This is a genomic window from Stenotrophomonas sp. STEN008, from assembly GCF_056760435.1.
In genome coordinates this window covers 86,856-101,673 of record NZ_JBRRET010000006.1, presented here as the reverse complement: position 1 = coordinate 101,673, position 14,818 = coordinate 86,856, and the positions used below count along the sequence as shown (strand labels likewise).

Sequence of the window (14,818 nt, the reverse complement as noted above, 5' to 3'; positions counted from 1 at the left end):
AGGGAAAAACCACCACGACCTGCGGGGCAGGGTGATGGCGGACAAAGTGGGCGATGGGAATCACTTGGATTGGGCGGCCTTCAGTTCGGCAAGCACGGCGTCGGCATGGCCGGCGACCTTGACCTTGCGCCAGGACTGCGCGATGCGGCTGTCGGGAGAAATCAGGAAGGTGCTGCGCTCGATGCCACGTACCTGCTTGCCGTACATGTTCTTCATCCGGATCACATCGAAGGCGTTGCACAGCGCTTCGTCGCCATCGCTGACCAGCGGGAACGCGAAGCCCTGTTTGGCACAGAAGTTGTCGTGTGATTTCACCGAGTCACGGGAGACGCCGAGTACGGTGGCGCCGGCCTTGCGGAACTCCGGCAGCAGCGCGTTGAAGTCGATGCCTTCGGTGGTGCACCCCGGGGTGCTGTCCTTGGGGTAGAAGTACAGCACCAGCCATTGGCCCGCGAGGTCGCCGAGGGTGGTGTGTTCGCCGCCTGACAGGGCCAGCGGGAGCGAGAGGGTGGTGCGGTCCAGGGTATCGCCGTTGTTCATGAGGTCCTTGGTTCCGGAGCCTGGGGTATTTCTACGACAGTTGCATGAAACGCCGCGTGCCCGTGACGAACGCGCGAAAAATCAGAACTTCATCGGATCCATGATCGCGTCCAGGTTCAGGTGGTCGCAGAATTCGAGGAAATCATCGCGCAGGGCGGCGATGTGCATGTTGGCCGGCACGCCGATGGTGACCTGCGCGCTGAACATTTCCGCACCGGTCTGCATGGCGCGATAGCGCGTGCTCTGCAGGGTCTCGATGGTGATGCCCTGGCGGTCGAAGAAGTCGGCCAGCTGGAACAGGATGCCCGGCTTGTCAGCGGCGATCACTTCAACGATGTACGGCAGCAGATTGGACTGCGCCTGCTTGGCCTCGGTGCGGTACCAGACCAGTTTCAGGCCTTCCTCGCGCTCGAGCCGGGTCAGCATCGCTTCCAGCTTGGCGACCGAGTCCCACGACCCGGTGGCCAGCGCGGTGACCGATACGTCGCGGCCAACCGTGGCCAGGCGCGCGTCCACCAGATTGCAGCCGCTGTCGGCAATGCGTCGGGTGACGGACAGCAGTGGGGACTCCGGATGCGTCGTATAGGCGTTGATCAGGAGGTGGTTTTCGCTCGGCGCGGGGCGCGGGGTGGTGTCGGTCAAGGCGATTCCGGGTAATGCATGCGTGAGTCTGAATGCCCGCCAGAGGCGGGGATCCACCGGAGTGCAGCATACTTGCCCGTGCTTTCGCGCCGCAAGTAACATTCAAGTCGCCCCCGCCCTTTCGTGGCGGGCGTTTTCCCTTCCCAGCCAAGAGCAGCACGTCCTTGTCCCTTTCCGGCCTCATCACCGCGCTGGCGACCCCGTTCCGGGCCGACGGTGCCCTCGATCCCGACGGTTGGCAGCGCCTGCTGCATCTGCAACTGGAAGGTGGCGTCCATGGCGTTGTCGTCGCCGGCTCGACCGGCGAAGCGGCGACGCTGTCCGATGCCGAGTACGACCAGCTGCTGGCCAGTGCGGTCGAACGCATCGGCGGACGCATCCCGGTCCTGGCCGGTACCGGCCTGTCCGGCACCGCCAAGACCATCGAACAGACCCGTCGCGCTGCCGCGCAGGGTGCCAGTCACGCTCTGGTGGTGACACCGCCTTACGTGCGTCCGACGCAGGCCGGGCTGATCGCGCACTACCGGGCCGTGGCCGACCACGGCGGGTTGCCTGTGGTGCTGTACAACGTGCCCGGGCGCACCGGATGCGACATGCTGCCGGAGACCGTGGCCGAGCTGGCGGATCATCCGAACATTGTCGGCATCAAGGAGGCCGTCGGTGACATCGGACGCGTGAAGGCCCTGCTGGCGCTGCGCAGTTCCAGCTTCGCCGTGCTCAGTGGCGACGACGGCACGGCTGCGCGCTCGATCCAGGCCGGCATCGACGGGCTGATCTCGGTCGGCTCCAACGCGCTGCCTGGTGCGTACCGCCGGATGTGCGAGCTGGCTGCCGCCCACGACCATGACGCCACCGCATCCTGGGACGCGCGCCTGCAGCCGTACCACGATTTCTGCGGTATCGAATCCAACCCGATTCCGGTCAAGGCGCTGCTGCGCCGCATCGGCATCGGCCACGACCTGCGCCTGCCGCTGCTGCCACTGTCGGCAGCGCATCATCCGGCAGCCGATCATCTGGCCGGCGACATCGCCGCGCTTGAAGCCCTTTCCAGCCACTGACCTTCCGTCTTGGTCTGATCCAGGAGATCCACATGCGTCAATCCGTTTCCGCCGTCCGCGTGCTGTCCTTCGCGCTCATCGCCCTCACCACGGTCGTGACCACCACCGGCTGCTTCAAGCGCGGTGCCAAGGGCGACTACGCCCTGGCCCCGGAGATGCGTCCGCTGGAAGTGCCGCCGGACCTGAACCTGCCGTCCGCGTCGGGCGAGAACCAGGTGCCGAGGCTGGCCTCGACCACCGCCCCGGCTGCTGTGGCCGCTCCGGCTGCCCCGGCCGTGGGCAATACCGGTTTCACCATTCCGGGCAGCAAGGACGAGGCGTTCGCCAAGGTCGGCACCGCGCTGGAAGGCGTGCAGGGCGTGACCATCGCCAGCCGTGCCCAGCTGCTGGGCTCCTACGACGTGGCCTATGAAGGCAGTAACTTCCTGGTGCGCGTGGTGGCCGTCGATGCCGGCGCTTATGTCTCTGCGGTCGATCCGCGTGGTCTGCCGGCGACCGCCGAGGCCCCGGTGAAGCTGATTGCCGCACTGAAGGCCGCGCTGGCGAAGTAAGGAACCGCCGGCAGCTGCGGACCGGGCCACGCGCCCGGGTTCGGCCGGGCAGGGTCTGGCATTGCCGGAACAGGAAAAGGGCGCCCATGGCGCCCTTTTTCATGGCGGCGGGTGCTGGCGCCTCAGCGCTCGAGCAGCTTCAGTTTGTCCGGTTTGCCATCCCACTCACCGGCGTCCGCCGGCGGGTCCTTGCGCACGGTCAGTACCGGCCAGGCCTTGGCCAGTTCGGCATTGAGGGCGACGAAGCCCTCCTGTCCGGCGGGGACATCGTCCTCGGGGAAGATCGCGTTGACCGGGCACTCCGGCTCGCAGAGGGTGCAGTCGATGCACTCATCCGGGTCGATCACCAGGAAGTTCGGGCCTTCGTGGAAGCAATCCACGGGGCACACTTCCACGCAATCGGTGTGCTTGCACTTGATGCAGTTTTCAGTGACGACAAAGGGCATGGGCTTGGGGGTGGATCGATTCCTGAACCCGCCAATTCTAGAACAGGTTGCCCCCCGGTGTCGGCGCGGGCCTGAAAAGGGGGATCTGCCGGGCTCGAGGGCACGGCCCATTGGCGATGGGGCGGCGCCTGTGCGAGGCTGCGCGCTGCTGGCTGCCGTGGCAGCCGGACTGTCCTCCCTCCTGGAATGCCCATGTCCCCAGCTCAGCCTGCCGCCGCCGATGGTGGAGAGAACACCGCGTTCATCGTCCTGATCAGCTGCGTGGCCACCTTGGGAGGCTTCCTGTTCGGATTCGACAGTGGCGTAATCAACGGCACGGTTGATGGCCTGCGGCAGGCCTTCAACTCCAGCGAGGCGGCCCTGGGCTTCGAAGTTGCCTCGATGCTGCTGGGCTGCGCGATCGGCGCGTTTCTCGCCGGCTGGCTGGGCGACCGCCTGGGCCGACGCGGCGTGCTGATCGTGGCGGCGGTGCTGTTCCTGCTGTCGGCGCTGGGTGCGGGCGCCGCGCACGCCTCCTGGCTGTTCGTGACCGCTCGCGTGCTGGGCGGCTTCGCCGTCGGTGCGGCCAGCGTGATGTCGCCGGCCTACATCGCCGAGGTCGCTTCCGCACGCTACCGGGGCCGCCTGGCGACGGTGCAGCAGATGGCGATCATCTGCGGCCTGTTCGCCGCTTTCCTCAGCAACTACCTGCTGGCCCGTGCGGCAGGCACCTCCACCGAGCCCCTGTGGTTCGGGCAGGAGGCCTGGCGCTGGATGTTCTGGATGCAGGCGCTGCCGTCGGCGCTGTTCCTGTTGCTGCTGCTGGTGATTCCGGAAAGCCCGCGCTTCCTGGTGGTGAAGGGGCGCCAGGCGCAGGCCAGGGCGGTTCTGTCGCGGCTGTACGGCGACGCCGCGGCGGCCGCCAAACAGGCGGAGATCGAGGCCAGCCTGGACCAGGACCAGCACAAGCCGCGCTTCGGCGACCTGCTGGACAAGGGCACCGGCAGGCTTCGCCCGATCATCTGGGTGGGCATCGGCCTGGCGATGTTCCAGCAGCTGGTCGGCATCAACGTGGTGTTCTACTACGGCGCGGTCCTGTGGCAGGCCGTCGGCTTCTCGGAAAGCGATGCGCTGCTGATCAACGTTCTTTCCGGTGCGCTGAGCATCGGCGCCTGCCTGTTGACGGTGATGCTGATCGATCGGATCGGGCGCAAGCCGCTGTTGTGGGTCGGTTCGGTCGGCATGTCGGTTGCCCTGGTGCTGATGGTGGTGGCATTCGCCAGCGGCAGCCTGGTCGAAGGGCGCCTGCACCTGTCCGATGGCATGGGCCGGCTGGCGCTGGTGGCGGCCAACGTCTATGTGGTGTTCTTCAACATGTCCTGGGGCCCGGTGATGTGGGTCATGCTGGGCGAGATGTTCCCGAACCAGATCCGCGGCCCGGCGCTCGCGGTGGCCGGTGCGGCGCAGTGGACGTCGAACTTCGCCATTACCGTGACCTTCCCGCTGCTGCTGGCGGGTATCGGCCTGGCCGGTGCCTATGGCATCTACACGGTTGCAGCGATCCTCTCGATCTTCTTCGTCGTCCGCTACGTCCGCGAGACCAAGGGCAAGGAGCTGGAGCAGATGGAAGGCTGATGGCGCCGCCCTGGTTTCCAGCGCCTTCCTGTTCCGTGGCGGCGGCAGGCCAGCCGCTCCAGGACAAGCAGGGGCGGCTCGCCCCCGAGGCGACCCGCTCGACGCAACAGGCAAACCGCGGGAAACAGAAAAGCCCGCACGAGGCGGGCTTTTTCGGTTCCTGCTGTGGCGACTGGCGCTCCCTAGGGGACTCGAACCCCTGTTTTAGCCTTGAGAGGGCCACGTCCTAACCACTAGACGAAGGGAGCGTATATGTGTCGCTGCCGAGGCAGGAGCGCTAGTATATGCACCTCGATGCCATTGGGCAATCCCGAAACTTCAACCGGAAGCGCCAACATCATTTCTCCTGCTCCATCACCGTTCAGCCTGCGCGTCATCCCGCGCGACCAGCACACCATTTCCCGCAAGGACATCAGCCCGAACGCCCTGCGCGTGCTTTATCGCCTGCGCGATGCCGGCTTCGGCGCCTACCTTGTCGGCGGCGCGGTGCGCGACCTGCTGGTCAATGGCCAACCCAAGGATTTCGACGTGGCCACCGATGCCACGCCCGAACAGGTCAAACAGCTGTTCCGCAACTGCCGCCTGATCGGCCGCCGATTCCGCCTGGCCCATGTGGTGTTCGGCCGCGAGATCATCGAAGTCGCCACCTTCCGCGCCAACGTCGATGACGGCAGCGGCGACCGCGAAATGGAAAACGGCATGCTCGTGCGCGACAACGTGTACGGCAGCATCGAAGACGACGCGGTGCGCCGCGACTTCACCTGCAATGCCCTGTACTACGCGATCGAGGATTTCTCGGTGCGCGACTACGTCGGCGGTTTCGAAGACGTCCAGGCGCGCCTGATGAAGCTGATCGGCGACCCCGAACAGCGCTATCGCGAGGACCCGGTGCGCATGCTGCGCGCGGTGCGCCTGGCGGCCAAGCTCGGCTTCCAGATCGAAGAGGGCACCGCCGCGCCGATCCCGCACCTGGCAGGCCTGCTGAACGAAGCCGCGCCCGCGCGGCTGTTCGAGGAAGTGCTGAAGCTGTTCCTGTCCGGCCACGGTGTTGCCAGTTTCGAAGGCCTGGAGCGCTACGGCCTGCTCGACGTCCTGTTCCCTGAAAGTGGCAGGGCGCTGAAGGCGAACCGCACCGGTGCACTGCGCCGCATGCTGGTCGAGGGCCTGGCCAATACCGATGCACGCGTTGCCAACGATGAGCCTGTCTCGCCCGCGTTCCTGTTCGCGCTGCTGCTGTGGCCGGCGTTCTGCCGGGCGCAGGCCACCCTGCTCAAGCAGGGCGTGGCGCCGGAAGAAGCGCAGCGTCGTGCTGCCGACCGCGTGACGGTGCAGCAGCTGAGCACCATCGCGCTGCCGCGCCGTTTCTCGCTGCCGATGCAGGAGATCTGGCTGTTGCAGTCGCGTTTCGGCTCGCGCCAGCGCAAGCGCGTGTTCCGCACGCTCACCCACCCGCGCTTCCGTGCAGCGTTCGATTTCCTGACGCTGCGCCAGGTCGCGTCGGCCGAACACGAGGCAGATGTGGCGTTCTGGCGTGAGGCGCAGGTGCAACCGGGCCGCGAGCTGGAATCGGCGCTGGATGCGATGCATGCCGAACCGGGCGACGAGGATGAGGGCGCACCGCGCAAGCGCCGGCGCCGCCGTCGGCGCTCCGGTGCCACGGCCGGCAGCGCTGGCGAGTAAGCCATGACGCTGGCCTGGATCGGCCTGGGCGCCAATCTTGGCGACGCGGCCGCGACCGTCCGTGCGGCGATTGCCGCACTGGACGCGCTTCCTGACACGCGGCGCTGCCAGGCGTCGCGCCTGTATGCCACGCCGGCCTGGGGCAACGAGGATCAGCCGCCGTTCGTCAACGCGGTGGCGTCGGTGGAAACGCGCCTGCCGGCCTCCGGATTGCTGCGGGCGATGCTGGAGCTGGAGCGGCATTTCGGTCGCGTGCGCGATCCAGCCGTGCACTGGGGACCGCGGGCACTGGATCTGGACCTGCTGCTGTATGGCGCGCAGGTACTGGATGAGCCGGGTCTGCAGGTGCCGCATCCCTACCTGCACGAGCGTGCCTTCGTGTTGGTGCCGCTGGCCGAGATCGCGCCGGATCTGGCCATTCCCGGCCATGGTCGCGTGCGGGATGCAGTGATGCGGGTGGATGCCTGCGGGATTGCGCCGATAGGGTGATAATGCCCGGGTTATCTCCCCCGGTTATCAGCACATGAGCACCCACGCAGACAGCAAGCCCTGGACCGTTCCCGCCTTGGCCGAGGCCAAGCGGAATGGCCAGAAGCTGGTCATGTTGACCGCCTACGACGCTGGCTTCGCCCGCACCTTCGACGCCAACGGCGTCGACCTGATCCTGATCGGTGATTCGCTGGGCATGGTCGTGCAGGGGCACGATTCCACCCTGCCGGTGACCGTGGCCGACATGGTCTATCACACCCGCGCCGTGGCCCGCGTTCTGCAGCGCGCGCTGCTGGTTGCCGATCTGCCGTTCGGTGCCGATGCAACCCCGGAACGCGCCCTCGATGCGTCGCTGCAGCTGCTGCAGGCAGGCGCGGAGATGGTCAAGATCGAGGGGGCCGGCTTCAAGGTCGATATCGTCCGTTACCTGGTCGAACGCGAGATTCCGGTCTGCTCGCATCTGGGCCTGACCCCGCAGTCGGTGCTGCGCCTGGGCGGGTTCAAGATCCAGGGCCGTGGCGATGCGGCCCGGCAGCTGGTGGAGGACGCCAGGGCCGTGGCCGACGCGGGCGCCAGCATCATCGTGCTGGAATGCGTGCCGACCCCGGTCGCGGCCGAGGTCACCGCTGCAGTGCCGGTGCCCACCATCGGCATCGGTGCCGGTCCGCAGTGCGATGGCCAGGTGCTGGTCCTGCATGACTTCCTGGGCCTGGACAGCGGCCATCGCCGACCGAAATTCGTCAAGGATTTCCTTGCCGAAGGGGGCTCGGTGGCCGGAGCCACCCGCGCCTACGCCGACGCCGTGCGTGACGGCAGCTTCCCCGACGAACAGCACGCTTACGCCCAATGATCCAGACCTTCAATGAGCTCGGCGCGTTGCGCGGGCAGATCGCCCAGTGGAAGCGCGAAGGCCTGCGCGTCGCGCTGGTGCCGACCATGGGCAACCTGCACGGTGGCCATCACGCGCTGGTGAGCCTGGCCCGCCAGTACGCCGACAGGGTGGTGGCCAGCATCTTCGTCAATCCGACCCAGTTCGGGCCCAACGAGGATTTCAGCCGGTATCCGCGCACGCCCGAGGCCGATGTCGCGGGGCTGGAGCAGGTCGGCTGCGATGCGGTGTGGCTGCCGAGCGTCGAGGCGATGTATCCGCTGGGCGTGGACAAGACCACGCGCATGCACGCGCCCGGCATCAGCGAGGTGCTGGAAGGTGCCAGCCGTCCGGGCCATTTCGATGGCGTCTGCACGGTGGTCGCCCGCCTGTTCCTGCAGGTGCAGCCGGACGTGGCTGTGTTCGGCCGCAAGGACTACCAGCAACTGGCGGTGATCCGCCAGATGGTGGCCGAGCTGTCGTTCCCGGTCCAGATCGTCGGTGCGGAGATCGTCCGTGATGACGATGGGCTGGCCAAGAGTTCGCGCAACCAGTATCTGAGCCCGGAACAGCGCCCCGTCGCGGCGACCCTTCATCGGACCCTGCTGGCCATGCGCGAAGGCTATGTGGCTGGCCAGCCGCGCGAGCGCATCGAGGCCGATGCCACCGCCGCGCTGCAGGCGGCTGGTTTCCAGGTCGACTACGCCGTGCTGCGCACGCCCGAGCTGGCCGAGCCGGCATTCGAGGGTGGCGGCCGGGTGGCGCTGATCGCCGCGCGGCTGGGCACGACCCGGCTGATCGACAACCTGGAGTTCTGAGTTCCGCTGTGATGGCGCCGCCGGGCATGGCCCGGCGCTACCTGAACGGTTTGCCGGTCGTGATGCCCCGCGTTGTGCGGGTGCTAGAATCCACGCTTTCCTCTGCGTTGTACCGTGCCATGCACCTGTCCCTGCTCAAGACCAAGATCCACCGCGCCACCGTCACCCACTCCGAGCTGAACTACGAAGGCTCGATCGCCATCGATGACAACCTGCTGGCTGCCACCGGCATCCGCGAGTTCGAGCAGGTCCACATCTGGGACGTGACCAACGGTGCGCGCTTCTCGACCTATGCGATCCGCGCCGAAGCCGGCAGCGGCATCGTCTCGCTCAATGGTGGCGCCGCGCGCCACGTGCAGGTCGGCGACATCATCATCATCGCCGCCTTCGCCAGCATGACCGAGCAGGAAGCGGACAGCTTCAAGCCGAAGCTGGTGTACGTGGATGGCAGCAACCAGATCACCCACACCAACGACACGATCCCGACCCAGGCCGCATGACAACGAACAACGGATTCGACTCGCTGCATTCCCACGCCCAGCGCCTGAAGGGCGCAAGCATCCCCAGCCTGCTCGCCGCCGAACCTGGCCGTGTGCAGGAGCTGGCGCTGCGGGTCGGTCCGTTGTACGTGAACTTTGCCCGGCAGAAGTACGACGCCGCGGCGCTGCAGGCGCTGCTGGCGCTGGCAGCCGAACGCGATGTCGGGGGCGCCATCAACCGCCTGATGCGCGGCGAGCAGGTCAACCTGACCGAAGGCCGCGCGGCGCTGCACACGGCGCTGCGTGGTGACGTGGTCGACGCGCCGGTGGCCGCCGATGCCCATGCCACTGCACGCGAAATCCGTCAGCGCATGGGAGTCCTCGTGCGTGCGCTGGAAGACAGCGGCGTGACCGACGTGGTGAGCGTCGGCATCGGGGGATCCGATCTTGGCCCGCGGCTGGTCGCCGATGCGCTGCGCCCGGTCAGCGGCGCGCGCCTGCGCGTGCATTTCGTATCGAACGTGGACGGCGCGGCCATGCAGCGCACGTTGGCCACGCTTGACCCGGCGCGCACCGCCGGCATCCTGATCTCCAAGACCTTCGGCACCCAGGAAACCCTGCTCAACGGCCAGATCCTGCACGACTGGCTGGGTGGCAGTGAACGCCTGTATGCCGTCAGCGCCAATCCCGAGCGCGCAGCGAAGGCCTTCGCCATCGCCGCAGAGCGCGTGCTGCCGATGTGGGACTGGGTAGGTGGCCGTTACTCGCTGTGGTCGGCGGTCGGCTTCCCGATTGCGCTGGCGATCGGCTTCGAGCGTTTCGAACAGCTGCTGGAGGGTGCGGCGCAGATGGACGCGCACGCACTGGATGCACCGCTGGAGCGCAATCTGCCGGTGCTGCATGGCCTGACCGACATCTGGAACCGCAACCTGCTGGGCTGCGCCACCCATGCGGTGATGACCTACGACCAGCGCCTGGCGTTGCTGCCGGCCTACCTGCAGCAGCTGGTGATGGAAAGCCTGGGCAAGCGCGTGCAGCGTGATGGCCAGCCGGTGACCACCGATACCGTGCCGGTGTGGTGGGGCGGTGCGGGCACCGATGTGCAGCACAGCTTCTTCCAGGCGCTGCACCAGGGCACCAGCATCGTCCCGGCCGACTTCATCGGCTGTGTGCACAACGACGATCCCTATACCGTCAATCATCAGGCGCTGCTGGCCAACCTGCTGGCGCAGACCGAAGCGCTGGCCAACGGTCAGGGCAGCGCCGATCCGCACCGCGACTACCCGGGCGGTCGTCCGAGTACGCTGATCCTGCTCGATGCACTGACGCCGCAGGCGCTGGGTGCGCTGATCGCCATGTACGAGCACGCGGTGTACGTGCAGTCGGTGATCTGGAACATCAACGCCTTCGACCAGTTCGGGGTCGAGCTGGGCAAGCAGCTGGCCAACCAGTTGCTGCCGGCATTGCAGGGCGAGGGCGTGGCGATCGCCGACCCGATGACCCGCGAGATCCTGGCGCAGCTGAAGGGCTGAGCCAGGTCGGGGATGTGTCGCCGGGCATTGGCCCGGCGTGCCGGGCTCAACGGCTCGGATCGCGTTCCGGGCTTGGCCGCTTGGCCAGTTTGCGCTGCAGCGACCGTCGGTGCATGCCGAGCAGGCGGGCGGCAGCGGACACGTTGCCGCCCGTCTCGTGCATCGCCTGCTGGATGTGTTCCCACTGCAGGCGACTGATCGGCGTCATCGCGTCGGGGACTTCCATCTCGCCGTCGTCGGCCGGGCCGTCGTCCTCTTCGCCCAGCGCGCGCAGGATCATCGGTACCGTTGCCGGCTTGGGCAGATAATCGTCTGCGCCCAGCTTGATGGCTTCCACGGCTGTGGCGATGCTGGCATAACCGGTGACCAGCAGGATCCGCATGTCCGCACGCAGGGCACGCAGGGGCTGGATCAGGGCCAGGCCGGAATCACTGCCGAGCTTGAGGTCGATCAGCGCGAAGGCCGGTGGATGCTGGCGGGCCAGCATCAGCGCAGTGGCCGCGTCCTGCGCGGTCTGCGTTTCCAGTCCCTTGCGCGCCAGGCTGCGCTGCAGGGTGCGCAGGTACAGCTCATCGTCGTCGACCAGCAGGCCCTGGGTGGAGTGGTACAGGCTCATGGGGTGTCCTCGCGTGGGGCCAGCGGCAGGCGGAAGCCGACGCGACTGCCGGCCCCCTGGGCCGGGCGCATCCACATCTCGCCGTCGAGGCGTTCGATGGTGGCATGGGACAGGGCCAGGCCGACGCCCATGCCCTCGCTCTTGCTGCTGCCGAACAGCGTGCCCGGCAGCACGGCGGCACGGGCATCGAAGCCGTGGCCGTAGTCGCGGACTTCGCCGATCAGGTCGTCGCCGTCGATGCGCAGGCTCAGGTCCACGCGCGGGCGCCCGGCCTGCTCTCCGGCATCGGCTGCGTTGTTGAGCAGGACCATCAGCAGGTGGCCCACGCCGGGGTCCAGCGGCAGCCGCAGCGGCGCATCGTCGTTGCGGTGCAGGTCGATGGTCGGCCGCACCAGCCGCCATTGTTCCAGCACCTGCTGGGCGCTGGAGCGGCTGCGTCCGGGCATGTCGGCCGATGCCGGCGCGGCCAGTGCCAGCACCCGTTCGCGGCACTGCACGAGCAGTTCGCGCAGGGTTTCCATGTCCTCGCGTACTTCCGGCTCCTCGCTGCGCTCGGCAACGTCGTCGGCCAGCAGGGTCATGGTCGCCAGCGGCGTGTTCAGTTCATGCGCCACCGAGGCGGCGTGGGTGGCCAGGGCGACAATGCCCTCGTTGCGGGCGAAGCGTTCACGCAGTGCCGAGAGCTCCAGTTCCCGTTGCCGCAGGGCCAGGGCCAGGCGCGTGGAGAACGTCAGCACGACGGTGGCGGAGATCAGGAAATTGGCGACCACGCCCCAGCGGTTCAGGTCCTGCGCACGGAAGTAGCCGTCCGGCAGCGGCTGGCCGAACAGTCCGCTGGCGGCGTAGCCGAGCAGGCAGGCCAGGGCCACCGCCAACGCCCAGCGCAGGGGCAGGGCGAAGGCGGCCAACGCAATCAGGATCAGGAACAGGGAGCTGAACGGATTGGCCATGCCGCCGCTCCAGCTGATCATCCAGGTCAGGATGATCACGTCCACCAGGATGTGGCCGAAGGCTGTCAGTGGCGCGGTATCGGCCCCTTCCGGCCGCAGCTGGGTGTAGACATTGAACAGCGCGAGCACGGCGACGCCGGCCCACAGCGGCAGCGGCGGCAGCGGCAGGCCCAGCACCCAGGTGGCGACCAGGATGGTGGCGGCCTGGCCGGCCACGGCCAGCCATCGCAGGCTGCACAGGGTGCGGAGAAACGGGGCGTCGGGACCGGTCATTCGCGCCCATCGTATGCGTTCGCGGGCGGGTGTGCCTGCGACAATCGGCCGCAGCCGTGCCGGCGGCTGAATGCGAGTCACCCGGAAACCGGAGGCGGGCGCTAGAATGCCCGCATGCACGACGCCGTTACCCGCCCGACCCCGCCTTCCGAGCCCACCGCCTGGTCCCGTCGCCAGACCCACGCCGTCCAGATCGGCGGAGTCACCGTCGGCGGCGGCAGGCCGGTGGTGGTGCAGTCGATGACGAATACCGACACCTCCGACGTGGCTTCCAGCGTGAAGCAGGTCGCCGAGCTCTGGCGCGCCGGTTCGGAAATGGTGCGCTTGACCGTCAACACCGTCGAGGCCGCGGCCGCGATCCCGCGCATCGTCGACAAGCTGGCGATGATGGGCATCGACGTGCCGCTGATCGGTGATTTCCACTACAACGGCCATCAGTTGCTGACCGCCGAACCGGCGTGTGCCGAAGCACTGGCCAAGTACCGCATCAATCCGGGCAATGTGGGCTTCGGCAAGAAGAAGGACCTGCAGTTCGCGCAGTTGATCGAGTTCGCCATCCGCTACAACAAGCCGGTGCGCATCGGCGCCAACTGGGGCTCGCTGGACCAGGCGCTGGCGGCCAGGCTGATGGATGAGAACAACGAGCGCGAGCAGCCCTGGGACGCCGGACGTGTCCTGCGCGAGGCACTGATCCGGTCAGCGCTGGATTCGGCCGAACAGGCCGTGGAGCTGGGCCTGCCGCGCGACCGCATCGTGCTGTCGGCCAAGGTCAGTGGCGTGCAGGAGCTGATCGCGGTCTACCGTGACCTGGCACAGCGTTCGGAGTTCGCGCTGCATCTGGGCCTGACCGAAGCCGGCATCGGCAGCAAGGGCATCGTTGCGTCGGCAGCGGCGTTGAGCGTGCTGCTGCAGGAAGGTATCGGCGACACCATCCGCATCTCGCTGACGCCCGAGCCGGGCCAGTCGCGGACGCAGGAAGTGATCGTCGCCCAGGAGCTGCTGCAGACCACCGGCCAGCGCGCGTTCACGCCGCTGGTGACGGCCTGTCCGGGATGCGGCCGCACCACCTCCGAGTTCTTCCAGGAGCTGGCCAAGGTGGTGCAGAACCACGTGCGCGAGAAGATGCCGCTGTGGAAAGTGCAGCACCCGGGGGCGGAAAACATGACCCTGGCGGTGATGGGCTGCGTGGTCAACGGCCCGGGAGAATCGCGGCACGCCAACATCGGCATCTCGCTGCCGGGAACCGGGGAGGCGCCGTCGGCGCCGGTGTTCGTCGATGGCGAGAAGAAGGTGACCCTGCGTGGCGAGAACATCGCCCAGGAATTCGTCGCCCTGATCGACGACTACGTCGAACGAACCTATGTCCGAAGCGCAGGATAAGCCCGCGATCCTTGCCGCGCCGGAGCCGGCCTCCGGCTTCCGTCACTGGATGGCGCGCAATGCGTGGCGCCTGGTCCTGCTGTTCGCCGGCGTGCTGTTGCCGCTGGCCGGCTTCGTCGCGCTGGCCGACGAGGTGCATGAGTTTGAATCGTTCCATTTCGACGCGCCGCTGCTGTGGCAGATGCACGGCCTGCATTCGCCGTGGCTGGACCGGTTCTTCGTGCTGCTGTCCCGGCTGGGTTACGAGTGGTTCCTGATTCCCGCCGATGTGCTGATCGTCGCGGCACTGCTGGGCTACCGCCGCTGGCGCGAGGCCACCTTCGTGGCCGTCAGTTTCCTCGGATCGGCACTGTTGAACATGGGCAGCAAGCGGTTCTTCCAGCGGGACCGCCCCAGCCTGTGGGAGTCCATCGCACCGGAATCGACGTTCAGTTTCCCCAGCGGCCACGCCATGGGGTCGATGACCCTGGCGGCAACCCTGGTACTTCTGGCCTGGAATACCCGCTGGCGCTGGCCGGTGCTGGTGCTGGCCCCTGCGTTCAGCTTGCTGGTCAGCGTGTCCCGGGTCTATCTCGGGGTCCATTACCCGTCGGATATCCTGGCCGGATGGTGTGCAGCACTGGTTTGGGTGGTAGGGTGCTACCTGGTCATGTTCAGTCGTCGGCATCCTTGGCGACGCCGCGATTCGCCGCCATCGACGGCCAGCGAAGCATCAACACAGGGGGAGTGACGTGGATGGCTCTTCGCGGGCGTCTACGTGATAGATGAGCTGTTTCGTTGCAGTGGGTTCTGCAAGACAGGGGGTAAGCACAATGCGTGAGACTGTGATCAACCCGGCACTCTTGCCCGGTATGCACTTCGACCGCGCTTGCGAGGGTTCGG

General features: G+C 67.4%; 16 protein-coding genes and 1 tRNA gene. 11 read left to right on the top strand and 6 right to left on the bottom strand.

Features of this window, described 5'->3' with window-relative positions; genetic code table 11:
• Positions 1-60: 60 nt before the first annotated feature.
• Entirely contained in the window at positions 61-540 is a 480-nt protein-coding gene (locus ACVOME_RS05040) for a peroxiredoxin (protein WP_065174941.1), read from the bottom strand.
• A gap of 81 nt (positions 541-621) precedes the next feature.
• Positions 622-1,182 carry a glycine cleavage system transcriptional repressor gene (locus ACVOME_RS05035; protein ID WP_025879444.1) on the bottom strand — a complete coding sequence of 187 codons (561 nt, stop codon included), beginning with the start codon at positions 1,180-1,182 and terminating at the stop codon, positions 622-624.
• A 164-nt stretch (positions 1,183-1,346) separates the two neighbouring features.
• Here ACVOME_RS05035 and dapA point away from each other — a divergent pair, with 164 nt between their 5' ends.
• Both dapA and ACVOME_RS05025 read left to right on the top strand, forming a co-directional pair.
• Positions 1,347-2,240: a 4-hydroxy-tetrahydrodipicolinate synthase gene (gene dapA, locus ACVOME_RS05030; RefSeq protein ID WP_111185428.1), complete on the top strand. Its 894-nt coding sequence runs from the start codon at positions 1,347-1,349 to the stop codon at positions 2,238-2,240.
• 32 nt (positions 2,241-2,272) lie between these two features.
• Positions 2,273-2,791 carry a hypothetical protein gene (locus ACVOME_RS05025; protein ID WP_065174942.1) on the top strand — a complete coding sequence of 173 codons (519 nt, stop codon included), beginning with the start codon at positions 2,273-2,275 and terminating at the stop codon, positions 2,789-2,791.
• 122 nt (positions 2,792-2,913) lie between these two features.
• On the opposite strand, the gene fdxA is transcribed toward ACVOME_RS05025, so the two are convergent.
• Positions 2,914-3,237: a ferredoxin FdxA gene (fdxA, locus tag ACVOME_RS05020; protein WP_049411316.1), complete on the bottom strand. Its 324-nt coding sequence runs from the start codon at positions 3,235-3,237 to the stop codon at positions 2,914-2,916.
• Positions 3,238-3,429: 192 nt separating this feature from the next.
• On the opposite strand from fdxA, the gene ACVOME_RS05015 reads away from it, so the two are divergent.
• Complete coding sequence (locus ACVOME_RS05015) at positions 3,430-4,851, top strand: sugar porter family MFS transporter (protein WP_053517272.1); 1,422 nt, start codon at positions 3,430-3,432, stop codon at positions 4,849-4,851.
• Between the two features lie 173 nt (positions 4,852-5,024).
• On the opposite strand, the gene ACVOME_RS05010 is transcribed toward ACVOME_RS05015, so the two are convergent.
• Positions 5,025-5,099, bottom strand: a tRNA-Glu gene (locus ACVOME_RS05010).
• A gap of 52 nt (positions 5,100-5,151) precedes the next feature.
• Here ACVOME_RS05010 and pcnB point away from each other — a divergent pair.
• From pcnB to pgi, 6 genes are all read left to right on the top strand, one after another.
• Positions 5,152-6,531 (top strand): polynucleotide adenylyltransferase PcnB, encoded by a 1,380-nt coding sequence (gene pcnB, locus ACVOME_RS05005; RefSeq protein WP_053517274.1) that lies wholly within the window; start codon positions 5,152-5,154, stop codon positions 6,529-6,531.
• A 3-nt stretch (positions 6,532-6,534) separates the two neighbouring features.
• Entirely contained in the window at positions 6,535-7,020 is a 486-nt protein-coding gene (gene folK / locus ACVOME_RS05000; protein ID WP_053517275.1) for a 2-amino-4-hydroxy-6-hydroxymethyldihydropteridine diphosphokinase, read from the top strand.
• Positions 7,021-7,054: 34 nt separating this feature from the next.
• On the top strand, positions 7,055-7,870 hold the full coding sequence (panB, locus tag ACVOME_RS04995) for a 3-methyl-2-oxobutanoate hydroxymethyltransferase (RefSeq protein ID WP_053517276.1): 816 nt from the start codon (positions 7,055-7,057) through the stop codon (positions 7,868-7,870).
• Positions 7,867-8,706 (top strand): pantoate--beta-alanine ligase, encoded by an 840-nt coding sequence (panC, locus tag ACVOME_RS04990; RefSeq protein ID WP_065174945.1) that lies wholly within the window; start codon positions 7,867-7,869, stop codon positions 8,704-8,706. The genes panB and panC overlap by 4 nt, the downstream gene beginning before the upstream one ends.
• Before the next feature lie 119 nt (positions 8,707-8,825).
• On the top strand, positions 8,826-9,206 hold the full coding sequence (panD, locus tag ACVOME_RS04985) for an aspartate 1-decarboxylase (protein ID WP_053517331.1): 381 nt from the start codon (positions 8,826-8,828) through the stop codon (positions 9,204-9,206).
• Positions 9,203-10,717 (top strand): glucose-6-phosphate isomerase, encoded by a 1,515-nt coding sequence (gene pgi / locus ACVOME_RS04980; RefSeq protein WP_445393711.1) that lies wholly within the window; start codon positions 9,203-9,205, stop codon positions 10,715-10,717. Before panD ends, pgi begins: the two co-directional genes overlap by 4 nt.
• Before the next feature lie 46 nt (positions 10,718-10,763).
• Here pgi and ACVOME_RS04975 read toward each other — a convergent pair whose 3' ends face one another.
• Together ACVOME_RS04975 and ACVOME_RS04970 are read right to left on the bottom strand one after the other, a co-directional pair.
• Positions 10,764-11,333 (bottom strand): response regulator transcription factor, encoded by a 570-nt coding sequence (locus tag ACVOME_RS04975; protein ID WP_065174947.1) that lies wholly within the window; start codon positions 11,331-11,333, stop codon positions 10,764-10,766.
• Entirely contained in the window at positions 11,330-12,556 is a 1,227-nt protein-coding gene (locus tag ACVOME_RS04970) for an ATP-binding protein (protein WP_065174948.1), read from the bottom strand. Before ACVOME_RS04970 ends, ACVOME_RS04975 begins: the two co-directional genes overlap by 4 nt.
• 114 nt (positions 12,557-12,670) lie before the next feature.
• Between ACVOME_RS04970 and ispG the strand changes: the two genes are divergently transcribed.
• The gene (gene ispG, locus ACVOME_RS04965; RefSeq protein WP_053517283.1) at positions 12,671-13,936 is read left to right on the top strand and encodes a flavodoxin-dependent (E)-4-hydroxy-3-methylbut-2-enyl-diphosphate synthase; all 1,266 of its coding nucleotides are present in this window, start codon (positions 12,671-12,673) and stop codon (positions 13,934-13,936) included.
• On the top strand, positions 13,917-14,666 hold the full coding sequence (locus ACVOME_RS04960) for a phosphatase PAP2 family protein (protein ID WP_053517284.1): 750 nt from the start codon (positions 13,917-13,919) through the stop codon (positions 14,664-14,666). The genes ispG and ACVOME_RS04960 overlap by 20 nt, the downstream gene beginning before the upstream one ends.
• Positions 14,667-14,818: the final 152 nt, after the last annotated feature.

What these genes read in the sequence shown, in the direction of transcription:
- ACVOME_RS04960 (WP_053517284.1), top strand. Translation starts at nt 13,917, where the DNA reads ATGTCCGAAGCGCAGGATAAGCCCGCGATCCTTGCCGCGCCGGAGCCG.
- fdxA (WP_049411316.1), bottom strand. Translation starts at nt 3,237, where the DNA reads ATGCCCTTTGTCGTCACTGAAAACTGCATCAAGTGCAAGCACACCGAT.
- ACVOME_RS05025 (WP_065174942.1), top strand. Translation starts at nt 2,273, where the DNA reads ATGCGTCAATCCGTTTCCGCCGTCCGCGTGCTGTCCTTCGCGCTCATC.
- panB (WP_053517276.1), top strand. Translation starts at nt 7,055, where the DNA reads ATGAGCACCCACGCAGACAGCAAGCCCTGGACCGTTCCCGCCTTGGCC.
- ACVOME_RS05015 (WP_053517272.1), top strand. Translation starts at nt 3,430, where the DNA reads ATGTCCCCAGCTCAGCCTGCCGCCGCCGATGGTGGAGAGAACACCGCG.
- ACVOME_RS04975 (WP_065174947.1), bottom strand. Translation starts at nt 11,333, where the DNA reads ATGAGCCTGTACCACTCCACCCAGGGCCTGCTGGTCGACGACGATGAG.
- ACVOME_RS05040 (WP_065174941.1), bottom strand. Translation starts at nt 540, where the DNA reads ATGAACAACGGCGATACCCTGGACCGCACCACCCTCTCGCTCCCGCTG.
- folK (WP_053517275.1), top strand. Translation starts at nt 6,535, where the DNA reads ATGACGCTGGCCTGGATCGGCCTGGGCGCCAATCTTGGCGACGCGGCC.
- ispG (WP_053517283.1), top strand. Translation starts at nt 12,671, where the DNA reads ATGCACGACGCCGTTACCCGCCCGACCCCGCCTTCCGAGCCCACCGCC.
- panD (WP_053517331.1), top strand. Translation starts at nt 8,826, where the DNA reads ATGCACCTGTCCCTGCTCAAGACCAAGATCCACCGCGCCACCGTCACC.
- pgi (WP_445393711.1), top strand. Translation starts at nt 9,203, where the DNA reads ATGACAACGAACAACGGATTCGACTCGCTGCATTCCCACGCCCAGCGC.
- ACVOME_RS04970 (WP_065174948.1), bottom strand. Translation starts at nt 12,556, where the DNA reads ATGACCGGTCCCGACGCCCCGTTTCTCCGCACCCTGTGCAGCCTGCGA.
- panC (WP_065174945.1), top strand. Translation starts at nt 7,867, where the DNA reads ATGATCCAGACCTTCAATGAGCTCGGCGCGTTGCGCGGGCAGATCGCC.